General features: G+C 57.9%; 15 protein-coding genes. All 15 read right to left on the reverse strand.

Translation table 11 applies throughout. The features are described 5' to 3' along the window. Positions 1-116 precede the first annotated feature (116 nt). The 15 genes from ACM42_RS00020 to rfbD all read right to left on the reverse strand — a co-directional run bounded on the left by ACM42_RS00020 (position 117) and on the right by rfbD (position 17,208). Positions 117-350, reverse strand: a complete 234-nt coding sequence (locus ACM42_RS00020; protein ID WP_271526093.1) for a hypothetical protein — start codon at positions 348-350, stop codon at positions 117-119. A 611-nt stretch (positions 351-961) separates the two neighbouring features. Next, on the reverse strand, positions 962-2,116 hold the full coding sequence (locus ACM42_RS00025) for a DegT/DnrJ/EryC1/StrS family aminotransferase (RefSeq protein WP_271526094.1): 1,155 nt from the start codon (positions 2,114-2,116) through the stop codon (positions 962-964). Between the two features lie 341 nt (positions 2,117-2,457). After that, a complete protein-coding gene (locus ACM42_RS00030) occupies positions 2,458-2,970 on the reverse strand; it encodes a UDP-N-acetylglucosamine--LPS N-acetylglucosamine transferase (RefSeq protein ID WP_271526095.1) in 513 nt (170 codons plus the stop codon). 242 nt (positions 2,971-3,212) lie between these two features. Next, positions 3,213-4,064: a glycosyltransferase gene (locus ACM42_RS00035; protein ID WP_271526096.1), complete on the reverse strand. Its 852-nt coding sequence runs from the start codon at positions 4,062-4,064 to the stop codon at positions 3,213-3,215. Positions 4,065-4,276: 212 nt separating this feature from the next. After that, positions 4,277-5,272: an NAD-dependent epimerase/dehydratase family protein gene (locus ACM42_RS00040; RefSeq protein ID WP_271526379.1), complete on the reverse strand. Its 996-nt coding sequence runs from the start codon at positions 5,270-5,272 to the stop codon at positions 4,277-4,279. Beyond that, entirely contained in the window at positions 5,272-6,450 is a 1,179-nt protein-coding gene (locus ACM42_RS00045) for a DegT/DnrJ/EryC1/StrS family aminotransferase (protein ID WP_271526097.1), read from the reverse strand. The genes ACM42_RS00040 and ACM42_RS00045 overlap by 1 nt, the downstream gene beginning before the upstream one ends. A gap of 100 nt (positions 6,451-6,550) precedes the next feature. Then, positions 6,551-7,051, reverse strand: coding sequence for an acyltransferase (locus tag ACM42_RS00050; RefSeq protein ID WP_271526098.1), 501 nt, complete (start codon positions 7,049-7,051; stop codon positions 6,551-6,553). Positions 7,052-7,085: 34 nt separating this feature from the next. Further along, the gene (locus ACM42_RS00055) at positions 7,086-8,561 is read right to left on the reverse strand and encodes an oligosaccharide flippase family protein (RefSeq protein ID WP_271526099.1); all 1,476 of its coding nucleotides are present in this window, start codon (positions 8,559-8,561) and stop codon (positions 7,086-7,088) included. A 50-nt stretch (positions 8,562-8,611) separates the two neighbouring features. After that, positions 8,612-9,673, reverse strand: coding sequence for a Gfo/Idh/MocA family protein (locus ACM42_RS00060; RefSeq protein WP_271526100.1), 1,062 nt, complete (start codon positions 9,671-9,673; stop codon positions 8,612-8,614). 250 nt (positions 9,674-9,923) lie between these two features. Beyond that, on the reverse strand, positions 9,924-10,442 hold the full coding sequence (locus ACM42_RS00065; protein WP_271526101.1) for a glycosyltransferase: 519 nt from the start codon (positions 10,440-10,442) through the stop codon (positions 9,924-9,926). Positions 10,443-10,814: 372 nt separating this feature from the next. Continuing rightward, the gene (locus ACM42_RS00070; RefSeq protein ID WP_271526102.1) at positions 10,815-12,242 is read right to left on the reverse strand and encodes an HlyD family type I secretion periplasmic adaptor subunit; all 1,428 of its coding nucleotides are present in this window, start codon (positions 12,240-12,242) and stop codon (positions 10,815-10,817) included. After that, a complete protein-coding gene (locus ACM42_RS00075) occupies positions 12,239-14,455 on the reverse strand; it encodes a peptidase domain-containing ABC transporter (RefSeq protein ID WP_271526103.1) in 2,217 nt (738 codons plus the stop codon). Before ACM42_RS00075 ends, ACM42_RS00070 begins: the two co-directional genes overlap by 4 nt. After that, positions 14,433-14,768, reverse strand: coding sequence for a hypothetical protein (locus ACM42_RS00080; protein WP_271526104.1), 336 nt, complete (start codon positions 14,766-14,768; stop codon positions 14,433-14,435). Before ACM42_RS00080 ends, ACM42_RS00075 begins: the two co-directional genes overlap by 23 nt. Before the next feature lie 669 nt (positions 14,769-15,437). Then, the gene (gene rfbA / locus ACM42_RS00085; RefSeq protein ID WP_271526105.1) at positions 15,438-16,310 is read right to left on the reverse strand and encodes a glucose-1-phosphate thymidylyltransferase RfbA; all 873 of its coding nucleotides are present in this window, start codon (positions 16,308-16,310) and stop codon (positions 15,438-15,440) included. Then, a complete protein-coding gene (gene rfbD, locus ACM42_RS00090) occupies positions 16,219-17,208 on the reverse strand; it encodes a dTDP-4-dehydrorhamnose reductase (RefSeq protein WP_271526106.1) in 990 nt (329 codons plus the stop codon). The genes rfbA and rfbD overlap by 92 nt, the downstream gene beginning before the upstream one ends.

Consider the following 17,208-nt stretch of genomic DNA (forward strand, 5'->3'; position numbering starts at 1 on the left):
TGTCCATAAGGACAGTTCTCAACAACACGCCTCACTCGGCAAGGCGGCCTTCACCGGACGGATACGAACGAGAGGCCGCGAGTTGAGGCGGTGGCCCAAAGGGAAGCGGGATTGTGTCAGCGACGATCTGGACGCGCCTGGAGGGGCACGACTTTATCCATGTCGCTGTGACCGGAGCGCCGGTTTTGCAGCTTCACCACCTGCTCGAGTTCGAGAGCCTCTATGGCGAGCTCATCTGCCAAGCGTTCGAAAAGTGCGCGCTTTTGCGAGTCGCTCGTTCGCCTGCTCATAAGGACCAAATCCGCGGCGTCGGCACGGAGTTTGTCCAATTTTTCCTTGAGGTCCGCCATGGTATCGGCTCCGTCCTGGACCCACCTCGTCAAGCGATGACGGGATGCAGGTCAACGGCGGAACATGCTATTAGTTCTTCCTTAACCGATTGTTAGGCCGGCATTGATTAGGGCCGAGATGTATGAACGAGCGCCCGCTAGCTTCACCGAGCGCGCGTCTGCGGCTATTCCGCTCAATGCTTCAGTGCGCACGTGGTCACGAGCAGCATGGTCCGGCTGCATTGCCAATCGGATCCCAACATTGGTTCATGGACTCCACGAGGAGTACCGATGGCCATAGTAGTACCAGCCGCCACTAGAACAGCGATGGTCAGCGCGAGCGTTCGATAGGTTGCCAAGTTCCCCTTCATTGCGCTTCCCTCCAGTGGAAGCACCCATGCTACGCGCAGAGATACCTCCCGCTTGTGAACCACTTCACACGGCGTTTATCAAGTCATCACAGTGGCGTGCAGCAAGCCCGCCGCGTGAACCGGCGGCACTTGAGAGGGCTCAGCAGTCCGCTCTCTTACTCACTTTGCCGTAGAGACAGCAAAATTGAACTTCACCCGTTTTGGCCAGGGAAGGGGCCCGCCCGCTNCGTATTCCGCCAGCTTCGAGCCCAACCAACCTTCTCAACTGTACACCACACACGCTTGGAGCTCCCTTGTCAGCGCATCGGCGACCCGCTCCTGATCTTGTTCGCTCATCTGCGCATAAATTGGCAGCAGGATCGAATTGTCCTGCGCGAGCTCGGACTGGTGCAGATCGTGCCGTGGCTTCTCGTTGGCGTACGGCGCTTCCCGATGCGCGCACATAATGCCGCGCCGAGTGGCTATGCCCTGATCAAGCAGGCTCTGCATGACTGCGCGTTGGTCAACGCGGCCCGGCAACCGCACGCAATAGCTCTGCCAGTTGGACTTTGCCCAGCCGGGCTCGGCGGGCAGTCTTAAACCTTCAAAGTTGCCAAGCAGCTCGCCATAGCGAGCCGCGATGGTGCGACGTTGGGACACCAATTGAGCCAGGCGTTCGAGCTGCTTGCGCCCGACCGCGGCCTGGATATCTGTCATCCGGTAGTTGAAGCCGACGACCAGGTAGTCCTCGAAGATCACCTGTGACGATCCGTGCCGCACGGTGTCCGGAACGCTCATGCCGTGCTGTCGCATCAGCCTAAACTTGCGGTCAAGCTCGGGATCGGCGGTAGTGAGCATCCCGCCCTCGCCGGTCGTGATCACCTTGCGGGGGTGAAAGGAGAAGCAGGCGATCTTCCCCCGCGGCTTGCCGATGCGCTCCCAGTCGCCGTTCATCCAGATCTGGCTGCCGGCCGCACAAGCCGCATCTTCGATTAGGACGATGTTATGGCGATCGGCCAGCGCAGCGAGAGCCGCCAGGTCGCAGGGCATGCCCATCTGATGAACGGCAATCACCGCGCGGGTGCGCGGAGTGATCGCTTCAGCCACCCGGTTGGGGTCGATGTTGTAGGTGGCGGGATCGATGTCGACAAAGACAGGCGTTGCGCCGCAATACCGGATGCAATTGGCCGTGGCGATAAAAGAGTGGCTGGCGGTGATGACCTCGTCGCCGGGGCCGATCTCCAGGGCCGCGAGCGCTAGATGCAGGGCGGTCGTGCAGCTGGAAACGGCACAAGCATAGGGCGCACCGACCAGCGCCGCAAAGTCGCGCTCGAAGGCGACCACCTGCGGACCTTGCGAGACCCAACCGGAGAGCACAATAGCGCGCGCCGCCTCGGCCTCTTCCTCAGAGAGCAGCGGTAATGCGATTGGAATCACGGCGTCGTACCTCTCTTACTTGCGAAATGGAAGCGATCCACGCCTGAACTTGGCATTGCATCGATCGCAGACTTGATCTTACGAGACTGAATTTTCAAATGCGGGAAGGATTTCAAGGATTTATTCCGATATTGGATGGCTGATCGCAATTCATGAAATCCACACTTCTTATCGGACCAATCAATCACAATGACATTAGCTCTAACTCATCGTCACATATCTATACGGCTCTGATCCGCGACTTGCCGACACATCAGCTCCGCCGTGCGTGCCGGCTCACTGGTCGGCAGTGCGGATCAGGACCGTGATGCTGTCCCAGCCCTCCGACATGTCGCGAAAAATCATAGCACCGCGCCTGTGTAGTGGGGTCCATCAGGTCGAGCTAGGTGAGGCCACTGGGTCAGCCAGAGGTCGGCACAATAACCAATTCGATCTCCCGACATCGAGAGATGCTCGACGTTCGCGATGCTGTCGAGCCAGATGGTGCGCGCACCCATCATACGTCCGAGCCGCAGCGCCAAATATCCAGGCGCGGCGCCCGTTGAAACCACAATTTCCGGCTTTTCGTTCCAGACTATCCAGGCGATTCTGCGCGCTGCCTTCAACAGTCCTATCTTGGTCCAGCGGTTGGCATCATTGACCAGGTAGAACTTGTGGCCAGGCACCTGCGCGCGATACGACTCATGAACGGTAACGAACGTCACTTCGCAATTCTCGAAGGCCGATCTGATGCGCAATAGCTGAACCCAGTGCCCTCCGCCCGACGAGACCGCGAGCACTTTGGGCCGAGTAGTGCGAGAATGCAGTGTTCTGTCATTCAGCAACGCCTTGCGGTGAAGGATCCTCCCAAGCATCGGTTCGCCTCCTTGAACGCTGCAACGATCGCAAGTCTCACGATGGATCAATTTTTTGGACTTCCACTTAATTAACTGAAATTAATTTGACACATATTTAAAATCAACATTTTTGTCTTTGAACCGATCTAATTTTCAATCTGATAGACGCCTCGGCAGCGAGAAGTGGACCTACCCTCAGAGGGGCGACCAGGCCACGAACGATGAAGATCGCGCCTGATACGAGCGCCGAGACTACAATCTCAACGGAGTGAACCAGCAGATAACGCGGCTCGAGAACTTTCGTCGCGGAGCCAGAAATGGGCTCCACCAGTGGCTGCTCTGCCACGGGCAATCATATTGACGCAGCAATAGATCACTAATCCGAGCCACGAACGGGGCTCTTTGAACAACGCAAGAAGCGTCCGATTATTCGTCTCTCCTTTGTTCACGCACAGCTCAGGATAGCGCTGAGCCAACTCGAACGTTCCCCTGTGGGCACGAGTTCTGACCGCGATCAACTGCCTCACGGTGCGCGGTGGAAACACCGTGGACAGCACATGCGATAATGTCCCCCGCTCTTCTGGTCTGAACTGAAGGCGAACATAGGTGTCGTCGGCAATGATCTCGGGAAATTGGCCGAATCGCCTGCGCCCCGGCTCGGACAACGCGTAGACGCCGGACCCGCCGATGCCCTCGCGCGAAGATGGCAGCCGCGAGCGAACTGCGTAGTATTTGCGGACCAGCCAGGAACAGCCAGTCAGATCGATAGCTGCCGTAGGAGCCACCGCCAAAACGTCTCCTTGCTCCAGGCGTCTTGCCAGCGCCTGGATGGCTTCAACGGTGATAACGATATCTGCGTCAACATAGACCCGCGGAAACACCCCTGAGATCTGATCGCCGAGGTTCAGGGCGTGGGTTTTCCCTGCGATATCGGATTCAACAACCTGGACGGTTGGACCGAAGCGCCGGGCCACGCTCGCCGTATCGTCCGTACACCCGTTACAAACGACAACCACGCGGATCTCGTCCGAAGCCGGGTGGCCGGCCCACTGACTCAACGTCCGTGCAATGACAGAACTCTCGTTATGGGCCGGCACGACGATCGAGATCATGGCTCCAGGTCCGCAGTGATCAGATTGACCTACGTTCTTAAGCTCTGGTCAGCCGGATGGCAGTGCCTCAGCCTCACAGGTGAGGATCTTGCGCAGGCGCGGCGCGGGCTTGGACGGCGCCGACTGCGACTACGCATTTTGCAAGGCCGAATCGGAAAACATGGCCCCGCGCGCCGAGATCCTCTTCGACAGAACAGGCATTGCGATCGGCATCAAGATGCCGCAGCTTCACTCTGACGGACGTTAAGACCACGTTCGGCACGCCACCATTTCACAAGATCTGCCAATCCCTGCTCAAGCGTCGTGGTCGCCCGGAAGCCCAAGAGCCGTTCCGCCTTCCCTATTGATGCCAGCCGGCGCGGCACCGGATTGACCGAACGCTCCGGCGCGAACTCAGGGAGCATACCCTGGCGATTCATAACCGATGCAAGGGCCGTTGCGAGCTGCACCAAGCTCGTCTCCGTGCCGGTGCCTACATTAAACACTTCGTCCGTCACCTTCGCCTTCGCTGCCAGAATATTGGCTCGGGCGATATCGCGCACGTGCACGAAATCCATCGTCTGCTGACCATCACCAAAGATGACGGGCGGTAGGCCAGCCTCCAAGCGCTCCATCCAGCGGATCAGCACCTCGGTGTAGCGTCCATGGATGTCCATGCGGGGGCCATAGACGTTGAAGTAGCGGAATGCCACATAATCGAGGCCGTACATGTCGTTGTACGCGCGCAGCAGGCCTTCATTGAACGCCTTTGCAGCCCCATAAAGTGTCCGGTTGTCGTATGGATTCTGTCGTTCGGTTGTCGGGAACTCCTCCGCCATTCCGTATACCGATGCCGATGACGCGGCGATCACCTTTTCGACGTCCTGCTTGACGCAGAGTTCAAGGAGGTCGAAAGTGGCGTCCACCATGACCTCTTTGGCGAGACGAGGCTCGGTCGCACAGTGTGTGATGCGCAGCGCAGCCTGATGAAACACGATATCGGTCGCTTTGACCAACGCGCCCGTCAGCTTGGCATCGCGTATGTCGCCATGGACTAGCCGCACAGGCCCGCGCCCCAGCGCTCGACGCAGATTCTCCGGCCTTCCTCTCACCATGTTATCGAGAGCGACGATTTCAATACAGCCTTCATCGCACAGCAACTCAACGATGTGCGAGCCGATGAACCCCGCTCCGCCTGTGACCAGAATGCGTTTCCCCTTGAGATCCATCAAGACGCTCTCCTGTTGCTGGGCCTTGCCAAAACGTCTTGCGACGTCAACTCTTCGTCCGTTAACTGCTGGGACGTCAGCAGCTTCTCCGCCTTCGTCAACGCGCAGACGACTTCGGCCACCTGCTCAGCCGATAGCTCCGGATAGATGGGAAGCGAGAGGAACTCCTTCGCGAGCCTTTCCGTGACTGGGAGATCGCCCGGCCCATAGCCAAGATCCGCATACGCTTTCTGCAGGTGCACCGGCACCGGGTAGTGGATCCCCGTGGCAATGCCGGCTTCGTTCAATGTTGCGAGCGCCTCGTCTCGGCGTCGCAGCCTTACCGAATAGACGTGATAGACATGTCGGCTGTACCAAGGCGGCTGAGGACGAGCGAGCGCAAGACTCGACAGCAGCCCATCGTATTGGGCGGCTACTGAACGGCGTGCTTCAGTCCAGGCTTCGATATGATCCATCTTCACGTTCAGCACGGCGCCTTGGATGCCGTCCATTCGGTAATTATATCCAGCGACAACGTGATTGTATTTGGACTCCTGCCCCCAGTCGCGCAGCAATGACACGCGACCCGCGAGTTCAGGTCGATCCGTTACAACTGCTCCGCCCTCGCCAAAGGCACCGAGATTCTTACCGGGATAGAAGCTAAAGCAGCCCATATCGCCAATCGAGCCTGCCCGGCGCCCCTTATATTCCGCGCCATGCGCCTGGGCAGCGTCCTCGATAACAAGAAGACCGTGACGTCGGGCGATCGACATGATTGGATCCATGTCAGCCGTTAATCCGTGAAGATGAACCGGCACAATCGCCTTCGTCCGCGAAGTGATCGCAGCTTCGATAGATGCCGGATTCATCGTCCATGTAACGGGATCAACATCGACGAAAACCGGCTGGGCTCGGGTGTAGAGAATGGCAGCAGTTGTCGCAACGAATGTGAGCGAAACAGTAATCACCTCGTCTCCCGGTCCAACACCGCACGCGAGCAGCGCAAGGTGTAGGGCCGAGGTACCACTGCTCACCGCACGGCAATGCGCAACCCTCGTGTATTCCGCAAAGCGTTTCTCGAACGCGGCCACATCCGGCCCGAGTACAAAGTGTGTACTCTCAACGGCTCGCGCCATCGCCGCATCGATTTCCGGCTTGATCTGCCGATACTGTGCCTTCAAATCCAGAAAAGGTACCAAGGCAAAACCTCTTTACGGAGATTCAATAAAACAGCGATTATTTATATATACTCTCTTTTAATCAGATAAATCATATAACGCAAGCTGATTGGTTTTGTAATTAATCGCAGCACGCACCTGAGAGAGTCGCATTCTCCGCGGCGGATATAGTTCGGGCCGGCACTCCGGCCACAATTGCCCCCGGAGGGACATCCCTCGTGACCACGGCTCCGGCGCCGACGATCGCTCCCGCACCAACCTTCACTCCACATAACAGAGTGGCGTTCGATCCGATCGACGCCCCCTTACCCACGTGAGTGTGTTGCAATGTCCAATCGGAAGCTCCCTGAGGACGACCTTCTGCGGTGGTCGCCCTCGGATACTTGTCGTTCGTAAACATGACGCCATGTCCTACGAAAACTTCGTCGTCGATGGTCACGCCCTCACAGATGAAGCTGTGCGACGAAATCTTGCACCGTGCCCCGACCTTCGCTCCGATCTGTATTTCGACGAAAGCGCCGATCCTCGTCTCGTCACCGATCGCGCAGCCATACAGATTCACCAACTCAGGATGGAAAATCTTCACGTCGCGGCCGAGCTGTACGTCCTTCGTCACAGGCATCGTTCGTCTCCCAGAGAGCACCGCACAAAACACTCTATAGCGCCGGACGCGAAGGCCGCAGCCCGGGCGCGATCCGGATCAGGTTCATCGCGGCATGACGCACCTGATGCAGCAACGGATGCCCGGTGAATACCAATCCGCACCACCAGCAGAATGCAGCGACGACGAGCGACAAGACCAGGCCGGTCAGAGACGCGAGCGCTGCTGCCTCGGTCAACCTGGCACAAGCCCAAACGCCCGATGCAGTTCCGACCGTCACAAGACCGCTCTTCAGCAAGGCGCCCACAAACTCGCTTGGCTTGAAAGCCAGATGTCGCCTAAGAAAATGAATGGCCACAGCCGCCTGGAACGGCAGCGTCACCAGAGCAGACGCCGCGACAGCCTCGACGCCGAAGAACGATGCGCCCAGAATCACCAAAAGCGATGGCGGCAGCGAGATAAAGGAAGACACCAGCGCATCGCGTACGCCGCCAACCGCGAGGAAAACCGGATAGGTCAGGCAAGCTGCGAAGAGCGCCAGATTTGCGATGCAAAGAAAGCGCACCAATGGAACCATATCCAACCAGGTTTCACCGAGCCAGATCAGGATGATCGGCCGCGCCATGATTGCGATAAATGTCAGGAAAGGCCACTGGACGGCCGACAGTAGCTCAACGGCCTCGAGATAAACCGCCTTCAGATCCGCTCCAGCCCTGCGCTGAGCGACAATCGCGGGCATGACGACGGGATTGAGCACTTGCGTCACGAGTCGCTCGAACGCCTGTGTCAGATTGGTGGCGCGGCTGTATAGACCGACTGATCCAAAATCCAGAATGCGGGCAAGAAATAGCTGAGGCGCAAGATTGTAGAAGACGTTGATGAGGCTGACCCCACTAGAGTAGAGGCCAAAGTTGACGATCTCGCTGTACGCAAACAAAGAGGGACGTAGCGCGCTGAGATCCCTGTGGCTCGCCAACAGTACCAGGGCAAGGACAATGCTGCCTGCCAAGCCCCCCCAGATCGGAGCCATGTAGCTAAATCCCGCCATAGCAAGCAAGACAGAGACGAAGGCGGTGACCACTCCAGCTGCGAGATTGGAGACAGTAAGCGCACCGAATTTCATGTCTCGTCGCAACAACGCGGATATCGTCCCGGAGATTGGCGTCACCAGAAAATTCAGTGCGGAGACCTCGATACCTCTCTGAAGGTCATTTTGGCCGAATATCTGCGACAGTGTGTGAGCCAGGACGAACAGAAGAAGCGCAATTGCCACAGAGATACCGAATGTGATCGTAAACGCCGAGCCCACGTCGCGAGGCGACAATTCGCGCTTCTGGATCAGGTAGTTCGGGCCTCCGAACTCCTGAAACGAGGCGGCTATCACTGCGGTCACGGCATTAACGACGGCAAAGACTCCGAATTCTTGCGGCGATAGCAGACGAGAGAGGACCGCAGTCGCCACTATGAACAGCAGCAAGCTGCCATACCGCTCAGTCGCCGAAAACAAGATCGAGCGCTGTACCACACTCATCGCGGAACCACCGCACTGTCGCAGACGGGACTTCCGATCAGCACCATGATTCAAGCCGTGGCCCGAGCTCGTTTCCAGATCTGTTGCGGTGCCTTGAGGACGATCGGCCTGCCCTGCTGTGCGATCGAGCGCGACGCGGCCTCCAGGACCTCGATCACCCGCAACGCAGAGATACCATTTGAGATCGGTTTCGTCCCGTTACACGCACAGTCGATGAAATGCTCGACCTCGGTCTGCAGCGCCTCCTTCGTGGAAATGTGAGGCGCCCACATGTCTCCGGCTCGATATCCGATGCGGAATTCTTTGGCATCTTCAGTTGTGCCGTTGAGGGTTATGCCCTTATCGTAGACCTTGATCTTCTCGGTAGGCTCGAGATCATCGTACACGATCATCTTGTTGCTGCCTCCGACAAACGTCTGGCGCACCTTGATTGGCGACAGCCAATTCACGCTCACATGTGCGACGCAGGGGCTGTCGAAGAACAACGTGATATGCGCCATGTTCTCAGGCGAACCTGCCACATGGCAGGAGCCGGTCGCCGAAACCGCCACGGGCTCTTCTTCCAAGATATAGTGAATGATTGAAATGTCGTGCACCGCCAAGTCCCAGATTACATTGACGTCCCTCTGGAACAGGCCGAGGCTCGAGCGCGTGCTGTCATAGTAGTAGATCTGGCCGAGTTCGTCCTTCAGCAACAACTCCCTGATCTTCTGAATCGCCGGGGTGTACAAGAACGTATGATCGACCATCAGCGTCAGGCCGCGCCGATCGGCCTCATCGATCAAGCGGCGCGCCATGTCGGCGCTCGATGCAAGTGGCTTCTCGACCAGAACGTGCTTTCCCGCCTTGAGCGCCGCGAGGGCCAGTTCATAGTGCGTATGCACGGGCGTTGCGATTACGACCGCATCAACTTCCGGATTCTTGATGATGTCTTCATAGGCGCACGTTGTCGTCAAGTTCGGATAAAGGCGCCTGCTGTCGGCGAGCCTCTGGGGATCCAGATCGCTGACGCAGACGACCCGCGCCGAAGGATTGCTGGCGAAGTTGCGGACAAGGTTCGGCCCCCAGTAACCGTACCCAACGACTCCAATTCCAAGCGAGTTGTTCGACATAATTGCCTCAGTGAGTGACAATCGGGTTGGGTTCGGTTGTATTTATCCGGCTGTCGGCCGGATGACTCAGGCGACAGCCGCGCGACTGGCCGATAGCCCCGCAAGAACTGGGCGTAAGCTCGACATCACGCAGGCATCTCCGCTCACGGTCACGATAGATCGAGCAAGACCTATACGGGCCTTCGAAGGGACTTCGTTGGTGCGCGCGTGAAATAGAAGCTCGACAGTCCAGTAGCTCCATGTCGACTGCCTAAGCCGAAACGTTGACGTTGGTACCTTCGGACCGAACGCCACCCCCTTCGATAAAGGCTCGAAGTGTCCGGATCAGTTGGGGCGACGCTTCACCACCGAGGCGTTCGCTTCCGTTGTGGACATCCAAATGATCCAACTTATCCGCTAATTCGTCTTCGTCGAAGGCGACCTCGATGCGGCCCTGTGCGGCGAACCGTTTTGCCGTTGCGACCTGATGATCGTTTCGGTGTTCGCCCAAGCTCGCACGACGTGGCATGACCAGGATCCTCTTTCCAAGCTCGAGGGCAGTGATAATGGAACCCATGCCGGCGTGCGCGACCACTAGGCTTGAGGCTTCAACGAAGTTTCTGAATTCCGTCGGATCAATGAAGCGCTCGGTACGGATGTGCCTGTACCGTTGGTTCGACGGTCCGATCTGAGCAAAAACATCGTCTCTTGCGCGTGCACCGGCCCAATCGTCGACCGTTCGGACCAGACGATCGAATTGGACCTGGGTACCAACTGTTACGAGAATCATGACACGGATCCTGCATAATGAAGCCGTTTTGGCCGCGTCCTACCCGATCGCTGAGTCTCACGCCGAGATCTCAAGCCGTGACGCATCGGACGCTTCCGTTCGAACGAAAATTATGGTTTTTATAATAACAATAGCCTACTTAATTACACAGACACTATTTAATGCAATCACTATTAAAAGCAAGGATTAATTATAACTTTTAATTGGCCGTTCGTGAATGTGCGGCGAGGGAGGAACGACTGGCAACCGTCTGGCTTCAACGGGTTGTCGGCACCGTCCTGTGGCTGCTCCGATCTGGTCTGAATGTTGCCACTAGCCAGGGATGACCGGTCGGCGACGAAGAGGAACTTGGCGCCAAATGCATATGGCGCCTCAGTACTCCCGAAAGCTTTCATCCAAGCCGCGAAGCAACGGATACAGAAAATAGGAGATCACGGTGCGACGCCCAACCTTCATTTCGGCCGTTACCGCCATGCCCGGAATCAACTGAATGCCCTCCGGCGGCAGCCGAAGGTGCACATCCTGCAAATCGACCAGCACGCGATAATAGAGAGCGGTCGTACGGCGTGCACCTTCGGCCCTCGGGTCCGGTGAGAACGAGTCCTCACTAACGACCCGAACCTCTCCTCTGCCGGTTCCGTACTTCTGGAACGGAAACGCTTCGAACTTGATCCGAGCCGGCTGCCCAACCGTCAACTGGCCGACATCCCTGCCCTCCACGTTGACCTCAGCCTGCAACTGCACGTCGCGGCGAACGAGCACGAACAGCGTTTCCGCTTCGCGGACCACCGACCCCACTGTCCGGTTGGCAATCTCAAGCACAACCGCGTCTGCTGGAGCTTGCAGCACGATCATTTTCCGGCGGAGCTCGGCCTTCTTGAGCTCCTCAGCGGCACCCTCGCGCTTGCTCAGGGTCTCGACGAGCTCCTGATAGGCGGTACGGCGAAACTCCTCGACAAACACTTGTTGATCTGCGCGGACTTTTTCCAAACGATGCGAATTGTCGGCGATGCTGCCCCTAACACGCGACAGATTGCTCTCGACCTCCAGCCGCGCGTCACGGGAGAGCAGGAAATTCAGCTTTGAACCCACTTCCTTGGCCATCAACGAGCTTCGCATAGTTTCGATCAGATGCATGTTGTCCAAGCGCTGTACCAGGACCGCCTCTTCGTTCTGCGCCGTCTTCAGATTAGCCCGCGCGGAAGCGATCTGGGCTTCATAGTTCTGAAACTGGGCGTCATAGGCGCTCTTCCGCTGCAAGAACACTTTCTGCTGCAGCACCTCATCGGCGTTTGCAGGACTCTTGACGATATACTCCGTCCTTTCCAATTCAGAGTGAAGACGCGCAATAGTGGCATCGAAGGCAGCGACGCGGATACGCAGTTGGTCGAGATCCGCTTGCGAAAAGGTCGGATCTAGCGTCGCCAGCAAGTCACCGCGTTTGACTCGATCGCCAGGCTTCACGTGAATCTCCCGAATGACCGACGTTTCCAGCGGCTGCACCACAAGATTGGGATGCATGGTAGTCAGCCTCCCCTGAGCGGTAACGATCATGTCGACCTGGGACACGGATGCCCATGCGATCGCGGCCGCAATCAGCGCAACCACAGCGTAGAGCGTGACATAGGCGACACGCGACGGTATCCGGTGCTCGACCTCGATCGCATCGGACTGGAATTCCGTAACGGCGCGCGGTCGCCGCGCAGCAGGCCCGAATACAGCCCGGCGCCTTCGCGCGATCGGTCTGGCACCTGATCCGTCGGACTTCGTACTTGCGCGATCGTTCTCAATCTTGCTCATGCGACGTGCTTTGTCTGCTGATTCCAGAGATGGCGGTAGATCGTGCACTTGGATAACAAGCGGTCGTGGCGATCCACGTCCGCGACACGGCCACGGTCTATCACCAGGATTTGGTCCGCCTCTGCGAGCATCGAAAGGCGGTGCGAGACGATCACAACGGTCCGCCCTTCAGCGAGACGGCGCAGATTACGCCTGATGATCATCTCGCTCTCGGAGTCGAGCGCACTGGTCGCCTCATCGAGAATCAAGACACGCGGATTGGTGATAAGAGCCCTCGCGATGGCAAGCCGCTGCTTCTGCCCACCGGAGAGGTTCGACGCCTCCTCCTCCAGCATGGTGTCGAATCCGCGCGGCAGCCGTTCGATGAACTCGTCGGCGCCCGCGAGTTGCGCTGCCTTCACGATCTCTTCGAAGGTCGCGTCGCGCTTGACGCAGGCGATATTCTCGCGCACCGTTCCACGAAACAGGAAGTTATCTTGCAAGACTACGCCGATACTCCGGCGCAGGAAAGAGAGATCAAGCTCCCGGGCATCAAATCCGTCAATGCGCAGCAAGCCCTGCTGTATAGGATACATTCCATATATCAGCCTCGTGAGCGTCGTCTTACCAGAGCCGCTCCGGCCGACGATACCGAAGATCGAGCCAGGGGCGATGGAGAAGGAGACCTGATCAAGGGCCGGAGCTCCTTCCGATCCATATTGGAACGTGACACTCTCAAATTCGATCTTGCCGGCGAAATCCGGGCGCAGACCGTCCTTCTTGCCGTCACGCTCGGGCTTCTGGTTCATCACCTCACCGAGCATTTTGACTGCGAGCGCCACTTCCTGATATTCGTGCACCATGGTTACGAGCTGGACGAGCGGTCCAGAGACCCGCCCCGCCAGCATGTTGAAGGCAACAAGCGCTCCGATCGTCATTTCTCCGCTGAAGACGTCGAGCGCACCCAAGGCAATGATCCCGAGCGTCATCATCTTCTCAAGAAATCCCGTGACCGACTGTGCGCCGGCCGAGATCTTTTCAACTCCGAACCGCATCGTTGCTGCCTGCGCGCAACGATCATCCCAAACCCTACCCTGCAAAGGCTCCATCGCCAACGACTTCACGGTGCGCATGCCGTGAACTGTCTCAACGAGGAGCGCCTGCCGTGCGCCTTCGGCTTGATAGAGATCATAGAGCCGTCGCCGAAATGGCCCCATCAGCAGGCAGACGACGATCGCGCTGACGCCGGTGAAAGCTAGAACCACGCATGTCAGCTTGGCGCTGTATAGCGCCAGCACAGGAAGGAAAACAAACAGCGACAGCGCATCCAGCGTGGTTAGGAACAGCCGGCCAGTAAGGAACTCCCGAATCCGCGAAGCCTGCTGCATGTGCTTCACCAGAACGCCGGCCGAAATGTGCTCGAAGAACGTCACGGGCAGCCCGAGAAGGTGCCCGAATGTCTTTGTCGCAACTCGGATATCGACTCTGTTTGTCGCATAGAGCAGAAGGTAACGCCGTATAAATCCGAATACTGCGTCAAATGCCAGCGCGACGATCGCGCCCGCCGTAAGCATGTAGAGCGTCACGAAGCTCTCGTGCACAAGGACCTTATCTATAACAAGCTGAAAGAAGATGGGGAGGGCTAAGCCTAGCGCATAAAGAACGGTGGCGGCGATCACAACGTTACCGAATAGCCGCGACTGACGAAGAAGTTCGGGTACGAACCAGCGCAACCCGAACGTTCGCTCGCTGGTCGAGGACGAACGCTCGCGTTTCGTCAGGATGACGTCCCCGGTCCAGCAAGCGCAAAGCCGGTCCAGATCAAGAATCAGCGGCTCGTTCTTGCGTTCGGCAAGCGGATCAAACACCGCAACCGTCTCGATATCGTCGGCGTCCTTCTCGGAGCCAAGGATAACGATCCAGTTCTCATTTGAGAGGCGGGCAATCGTCGGATATGCTTCTCCCATACGACATAGCGCACCCCGATCGAGACTCGTCGTCTGCGCGCGAAGCCCAGCCTCGCGGGCCATACGCAGCAGCAGGTCGGTCGAAACCGCCTTATGGTCGATGGCATAAGCGTGCTGCAGACGATCCGGAGGCAGGTTGATGCCGTGATGGGCAGCGACTTTAGCAAGACATTCCAGCGCAGTCCGTGCAGCCTGGTTCGGCTCTTCGACGGGCGTCGGAATTGGAGTGTCGACGCCGCCGATTTCAGCTGAAGTTAGTTGAGACATTCGGAGACCGTTGGCTGTTCTTGACCGAGGGACCGCGATCGACGGACACGATATTGCGCGCTGAGTCCGCCGATGCCGCCGGCTGGTTACGCCGAACCGCTCCCGCATCGATCAGTCCCTGAAGAGCTTTCTGCATCACCTCGACAGAGTTCGCGAACGACTCGACCGAGAAAATCAATCTCTGGCACAAGACCTTCTGAGGGGCATTGTTGGCGTCTCGCTCGGTTGGCGATAGACTAAACAAATCGACCCGCACGATCGACCCGCCGATCGTGATCTCGTCGACTCCATCGGTATAGATTTCGGCGTGCATTCTTTGCTCCTATGCTGCGAGTTGCGGCCTGAAGATGACATCCACAGCGTACGTAGATGAGTTGAAGGTGCTGGTCGGGAACAGGCTTCGGTGCCATGCGCGTATACGCCATTGCCGCGGCTGGAAGCGGCGACGGGCCATCAGCGCCCGGCTCGTAGTCAGCGTTGTCAGTCGTGACCACGATGAAGGCGTTCGCAGATCCGCCTGCACCACGAGAAGCCCTGTTGCCGGAGAGATCGTCGCCCTCCGGGTAGCGACTGAACCGAAAAGCCTCGTGCCGCTCAGGCACTGTTTGCGTCGAGCTGCTACCGAAATCGGCGTTCTGCAACGGCATCTCGGCCGACGCCCGGTCATCGGAATCGATTGGCTGCCTGCCCGCCCACCAGCCCGATGTTGTTCCCGGGTAACGACTCGCGTCGGACGCTATTTGAGGATCGTTTGGACCTGGATCGCGCAAATTTCTTGAGCCGGCGCTCAGTTGCACAGAACTGCCGATGCCGCCTCCCAGCCGCTCCCCACGAAGCTGCGGCGACAGCCAACAATTTGAGACACTTGTTTTCCGGCTCGACATGACAAGCCCTCACAATGTCATTCAATTTAAATTATTGTACCTTAAAATATCAAATGAAATCACTTCAAAGTATTATATTTTTCTCACTCTACGATATTTTATTGCAGGGCCACAATCTCCTTCAAATATTGTCCATAGCCGCTTTTCTCCAATGGCCCAGCCAGTCCGATGACTTGGTCGCGACTGATGAAGCCTTGCCTGAAGGCGATTTCCTCTAGACATGCGATCTTCATCCCCTGACGTCGCTCGAGGGTCTGAACGAAGCTCGCGGCATCGACCAGCGACTCGACCGTACCCGTATCGAGCCAAGCGAATCCCCGGCCCATGCGCTCTACGTGGAGAACGCCGGCCGACAGATAGCGCATCTGCAGATCGGTGATCTCGAGTTCTCCGCGCGATGATGGTTCAACGCGCCGGGCATATCGAGCAACACGATTATCAAAGAAATAGAGGCCCGTGATGGCCCAATTGGATGCCGGCTGCTTCGGCTTCTCCTCGATCCGCACCGGACGATCGGCTTCGTCAAAAGTGACGACGCCATATCGTTCCGGATCGCGCACGTGATAGGCGAAGACCGTGGCGCCCTCCTCACGTCCCGCGGCTCGGGCCAGAAGATCGCAAAGACCGTCTCCAAAGAAGATATTGTCCCCTAGCACCATCGCAACTCGATCACTTCCGATGAAATCGGCGCCAACGATAAACGCGTCCGCAAGTCCGGCGGGACGGCTCTGCTCTGCGTAGCTGAGCCGAATACCCCACTGGCTGCCATCCCCCAGCAAGCGCTCGAACTGGCTTCGATCCAAGGGCGTTGTGATGATCAGTATCTCGCGGATCCCCGCTAACATCAGCGTCGACAGAGGATAATAGATCATCGGCTTATCATAGACGGGCAGCAATTGCTTGCTGACCACGCGCGTGATCGGATACAGCCGTGTTCCGGAGCCGCCGGCCAACACTATTCCCTTCAGCATCGTTCTCTCCTTGTCCGGCGAGTTGATCGAGACACATTTCGAGCGAATGTCGCCATGAGCCTAGCTCGACACCGAACACACGTTCGGCCTTGGACGACTCAAGGCAGGAATTCCGCGGCCTGCGGGCGACCGTCGGAAACTCTTCGGATCCGATCGCTTCCAACACCGGGACTTGAACTCCACGACGCGAAAGGCCGTCGAATATCGCCTGCGCAAATTCGTGCCATGTCGTCTCACCGTTGCCGGCCAAATGAAAGATGCCCGCCGTAGCCCTCCGATCGTCTACTATTGACCTCTCCGCAATCTGGAGGATGGCCGCGGCGAGGTCGAAAGCGGACGTTGGATTTCCACGCTGATCCTGTACGACCCTTACAACCGGATTCGTTTCGCACAGCCGCCGCATCGTTCGAACGAAGTTCGTCCCATAAGGACTATAGAGCCATGAACATCTGATCACGGTGGCAAGCGGATGAGCCGCCAATACAGCCGCTTCGCCAGCGAGTTTCGACGCGCCGTATACGTTGATGGGCGCCGGAATGTCGGCTTCGTCGTAGGCCTCCAGCTTCGTGCCGTCGAAGACATAGTCGGTCGAGACGTGAACAAATGGAATGTTCATCTGCCATGCGACGTCTGCCAATGCGGCCGCACCATCTCTGTTGATGCTGAACGCTCTTCTTGCATCGGATTCAGCCTGCTCCACGGCGGTATAAGCGGCAGCGTTGATGATCAAGGACGGCGCGAGCGAGGCGATCGTTTGATCGATCCCCTCGCGCGCTTCCAGATCGAGTTCCTGCCGCCCGAGGGCAACTGCCGGAAGGCCGCGGGCCGCGGCCAGTTCTCGAAGACATCTGGCCAATTGACCGTCTCGACCCGCGATCAGAATGGATCTTTCCGTCAT

Source organism: Bradyrhizobium sp. CCBAU 25338 (assembly GCF_028128965.1).
Classification (GTDB): domain Bacteria; phylum Pseudomonadota; class Alphaproteobacteria; order Rhizobiales; family Xanthobacteraceae; genus Bradyrhizobium; species Bradyrhizobium liaoningense.

Excerpts from the sequence above, each read along its gene's own strand:
- ACM42_RS00055 (WP_271526099.1), bottom strand. The coding sequence starts at position 8,561 with ATGAGTGTGGTACAGCGCTCGATCTTGTTTTCGGCGACTGAGCGGTAT.
- rfbD (WP_271526106.1), bottom strand. The coding sequence starts at position 17,208 with ATGACGGAAAGATCCATTCTGATCGCGGGTCGAGACGGTCAATTGGCC.
- ACM42_RS00070 (WP_271526102.1), bottom strand. The coding sequence starts at position 12,242 with ATGAGCAAGATTGAGAACGATCGCGCAAGTACGAAGTCCGACGGATCA.
- ACM42_RS00075 (WP_271526103.1), bottom strand. The coding sequence starts at position 14,455 with ATGTCTCAACTAACTTCAGCTGAAATCGGCGGCGTCGACACTCCAATT.
- ACM42_RS00065 (WP_271526101.1), bottom strand. The coding sequence starts at position 10,442 with ATGATTCTCGTAACAGTTGGTACCCAGGTCCAATTCGATCGTCTGGTC.
- rfbA (WP_271526105.1), bottom strand. The coding sequence starts at position 16,310 with ATGCTGAAGGGAATAGTGTTGGCCGGCGGCTCCGGAACACGGCTGTAT.
- ACM42_RS00035 (WP_271526096.1), bottom strand. The coding sequence starts at position 4,064 with ATGATCTCGATCGTCGTGCCGGCCCATAACGAGAGTTCTGTCATTGCA.
- ACM42_RS00030 (WP_271526095.1), bottom strand. The coding sequence starts at position 2,970 with ATGCTTGGGAGGATCCTTCACCGCAAGGCGTTGCTGAATGACAGAACA.
- ACM42_RS00040 (WP_271526379.1), bottom strand. The coding sequence starts at position 5,272 with ATGGATCTCAAGGGGAAACGCATTCTGGTCACAGGCGGAGCGGGGTTC.
- ACM42_RS00020 (WP_271526093.1), bottom strand. The coding sequence starts at position 350 with ATGGCGGACCTCAAGGAAAAATTGGACAAACTCCGTGCCGACGCCGCG.
- ACM42_RS00050 (WP_271526098.1), bottom strand. The coding sequence starts at position 7,051 with ATGCCTGTGACGAAGGACGTACAGCTCGGCCGCGACGTGAAGATTTTC.
- ACM42_RS00080 (WP_271526104.1), bottom strand. The coding sequence starts at position 14,768 with ATGCACGCCGAAATCTATACCGATGGAGTCGACGAGATCACGATCGGC.
- ACM42_RS00060 (WP_271526100.1), bottom strand. The coding sequence starts at position 9,673 with ATGTCGAACAACTCGCTTGGAATTGGAGTCGTTGGGTACGGTTACTGG.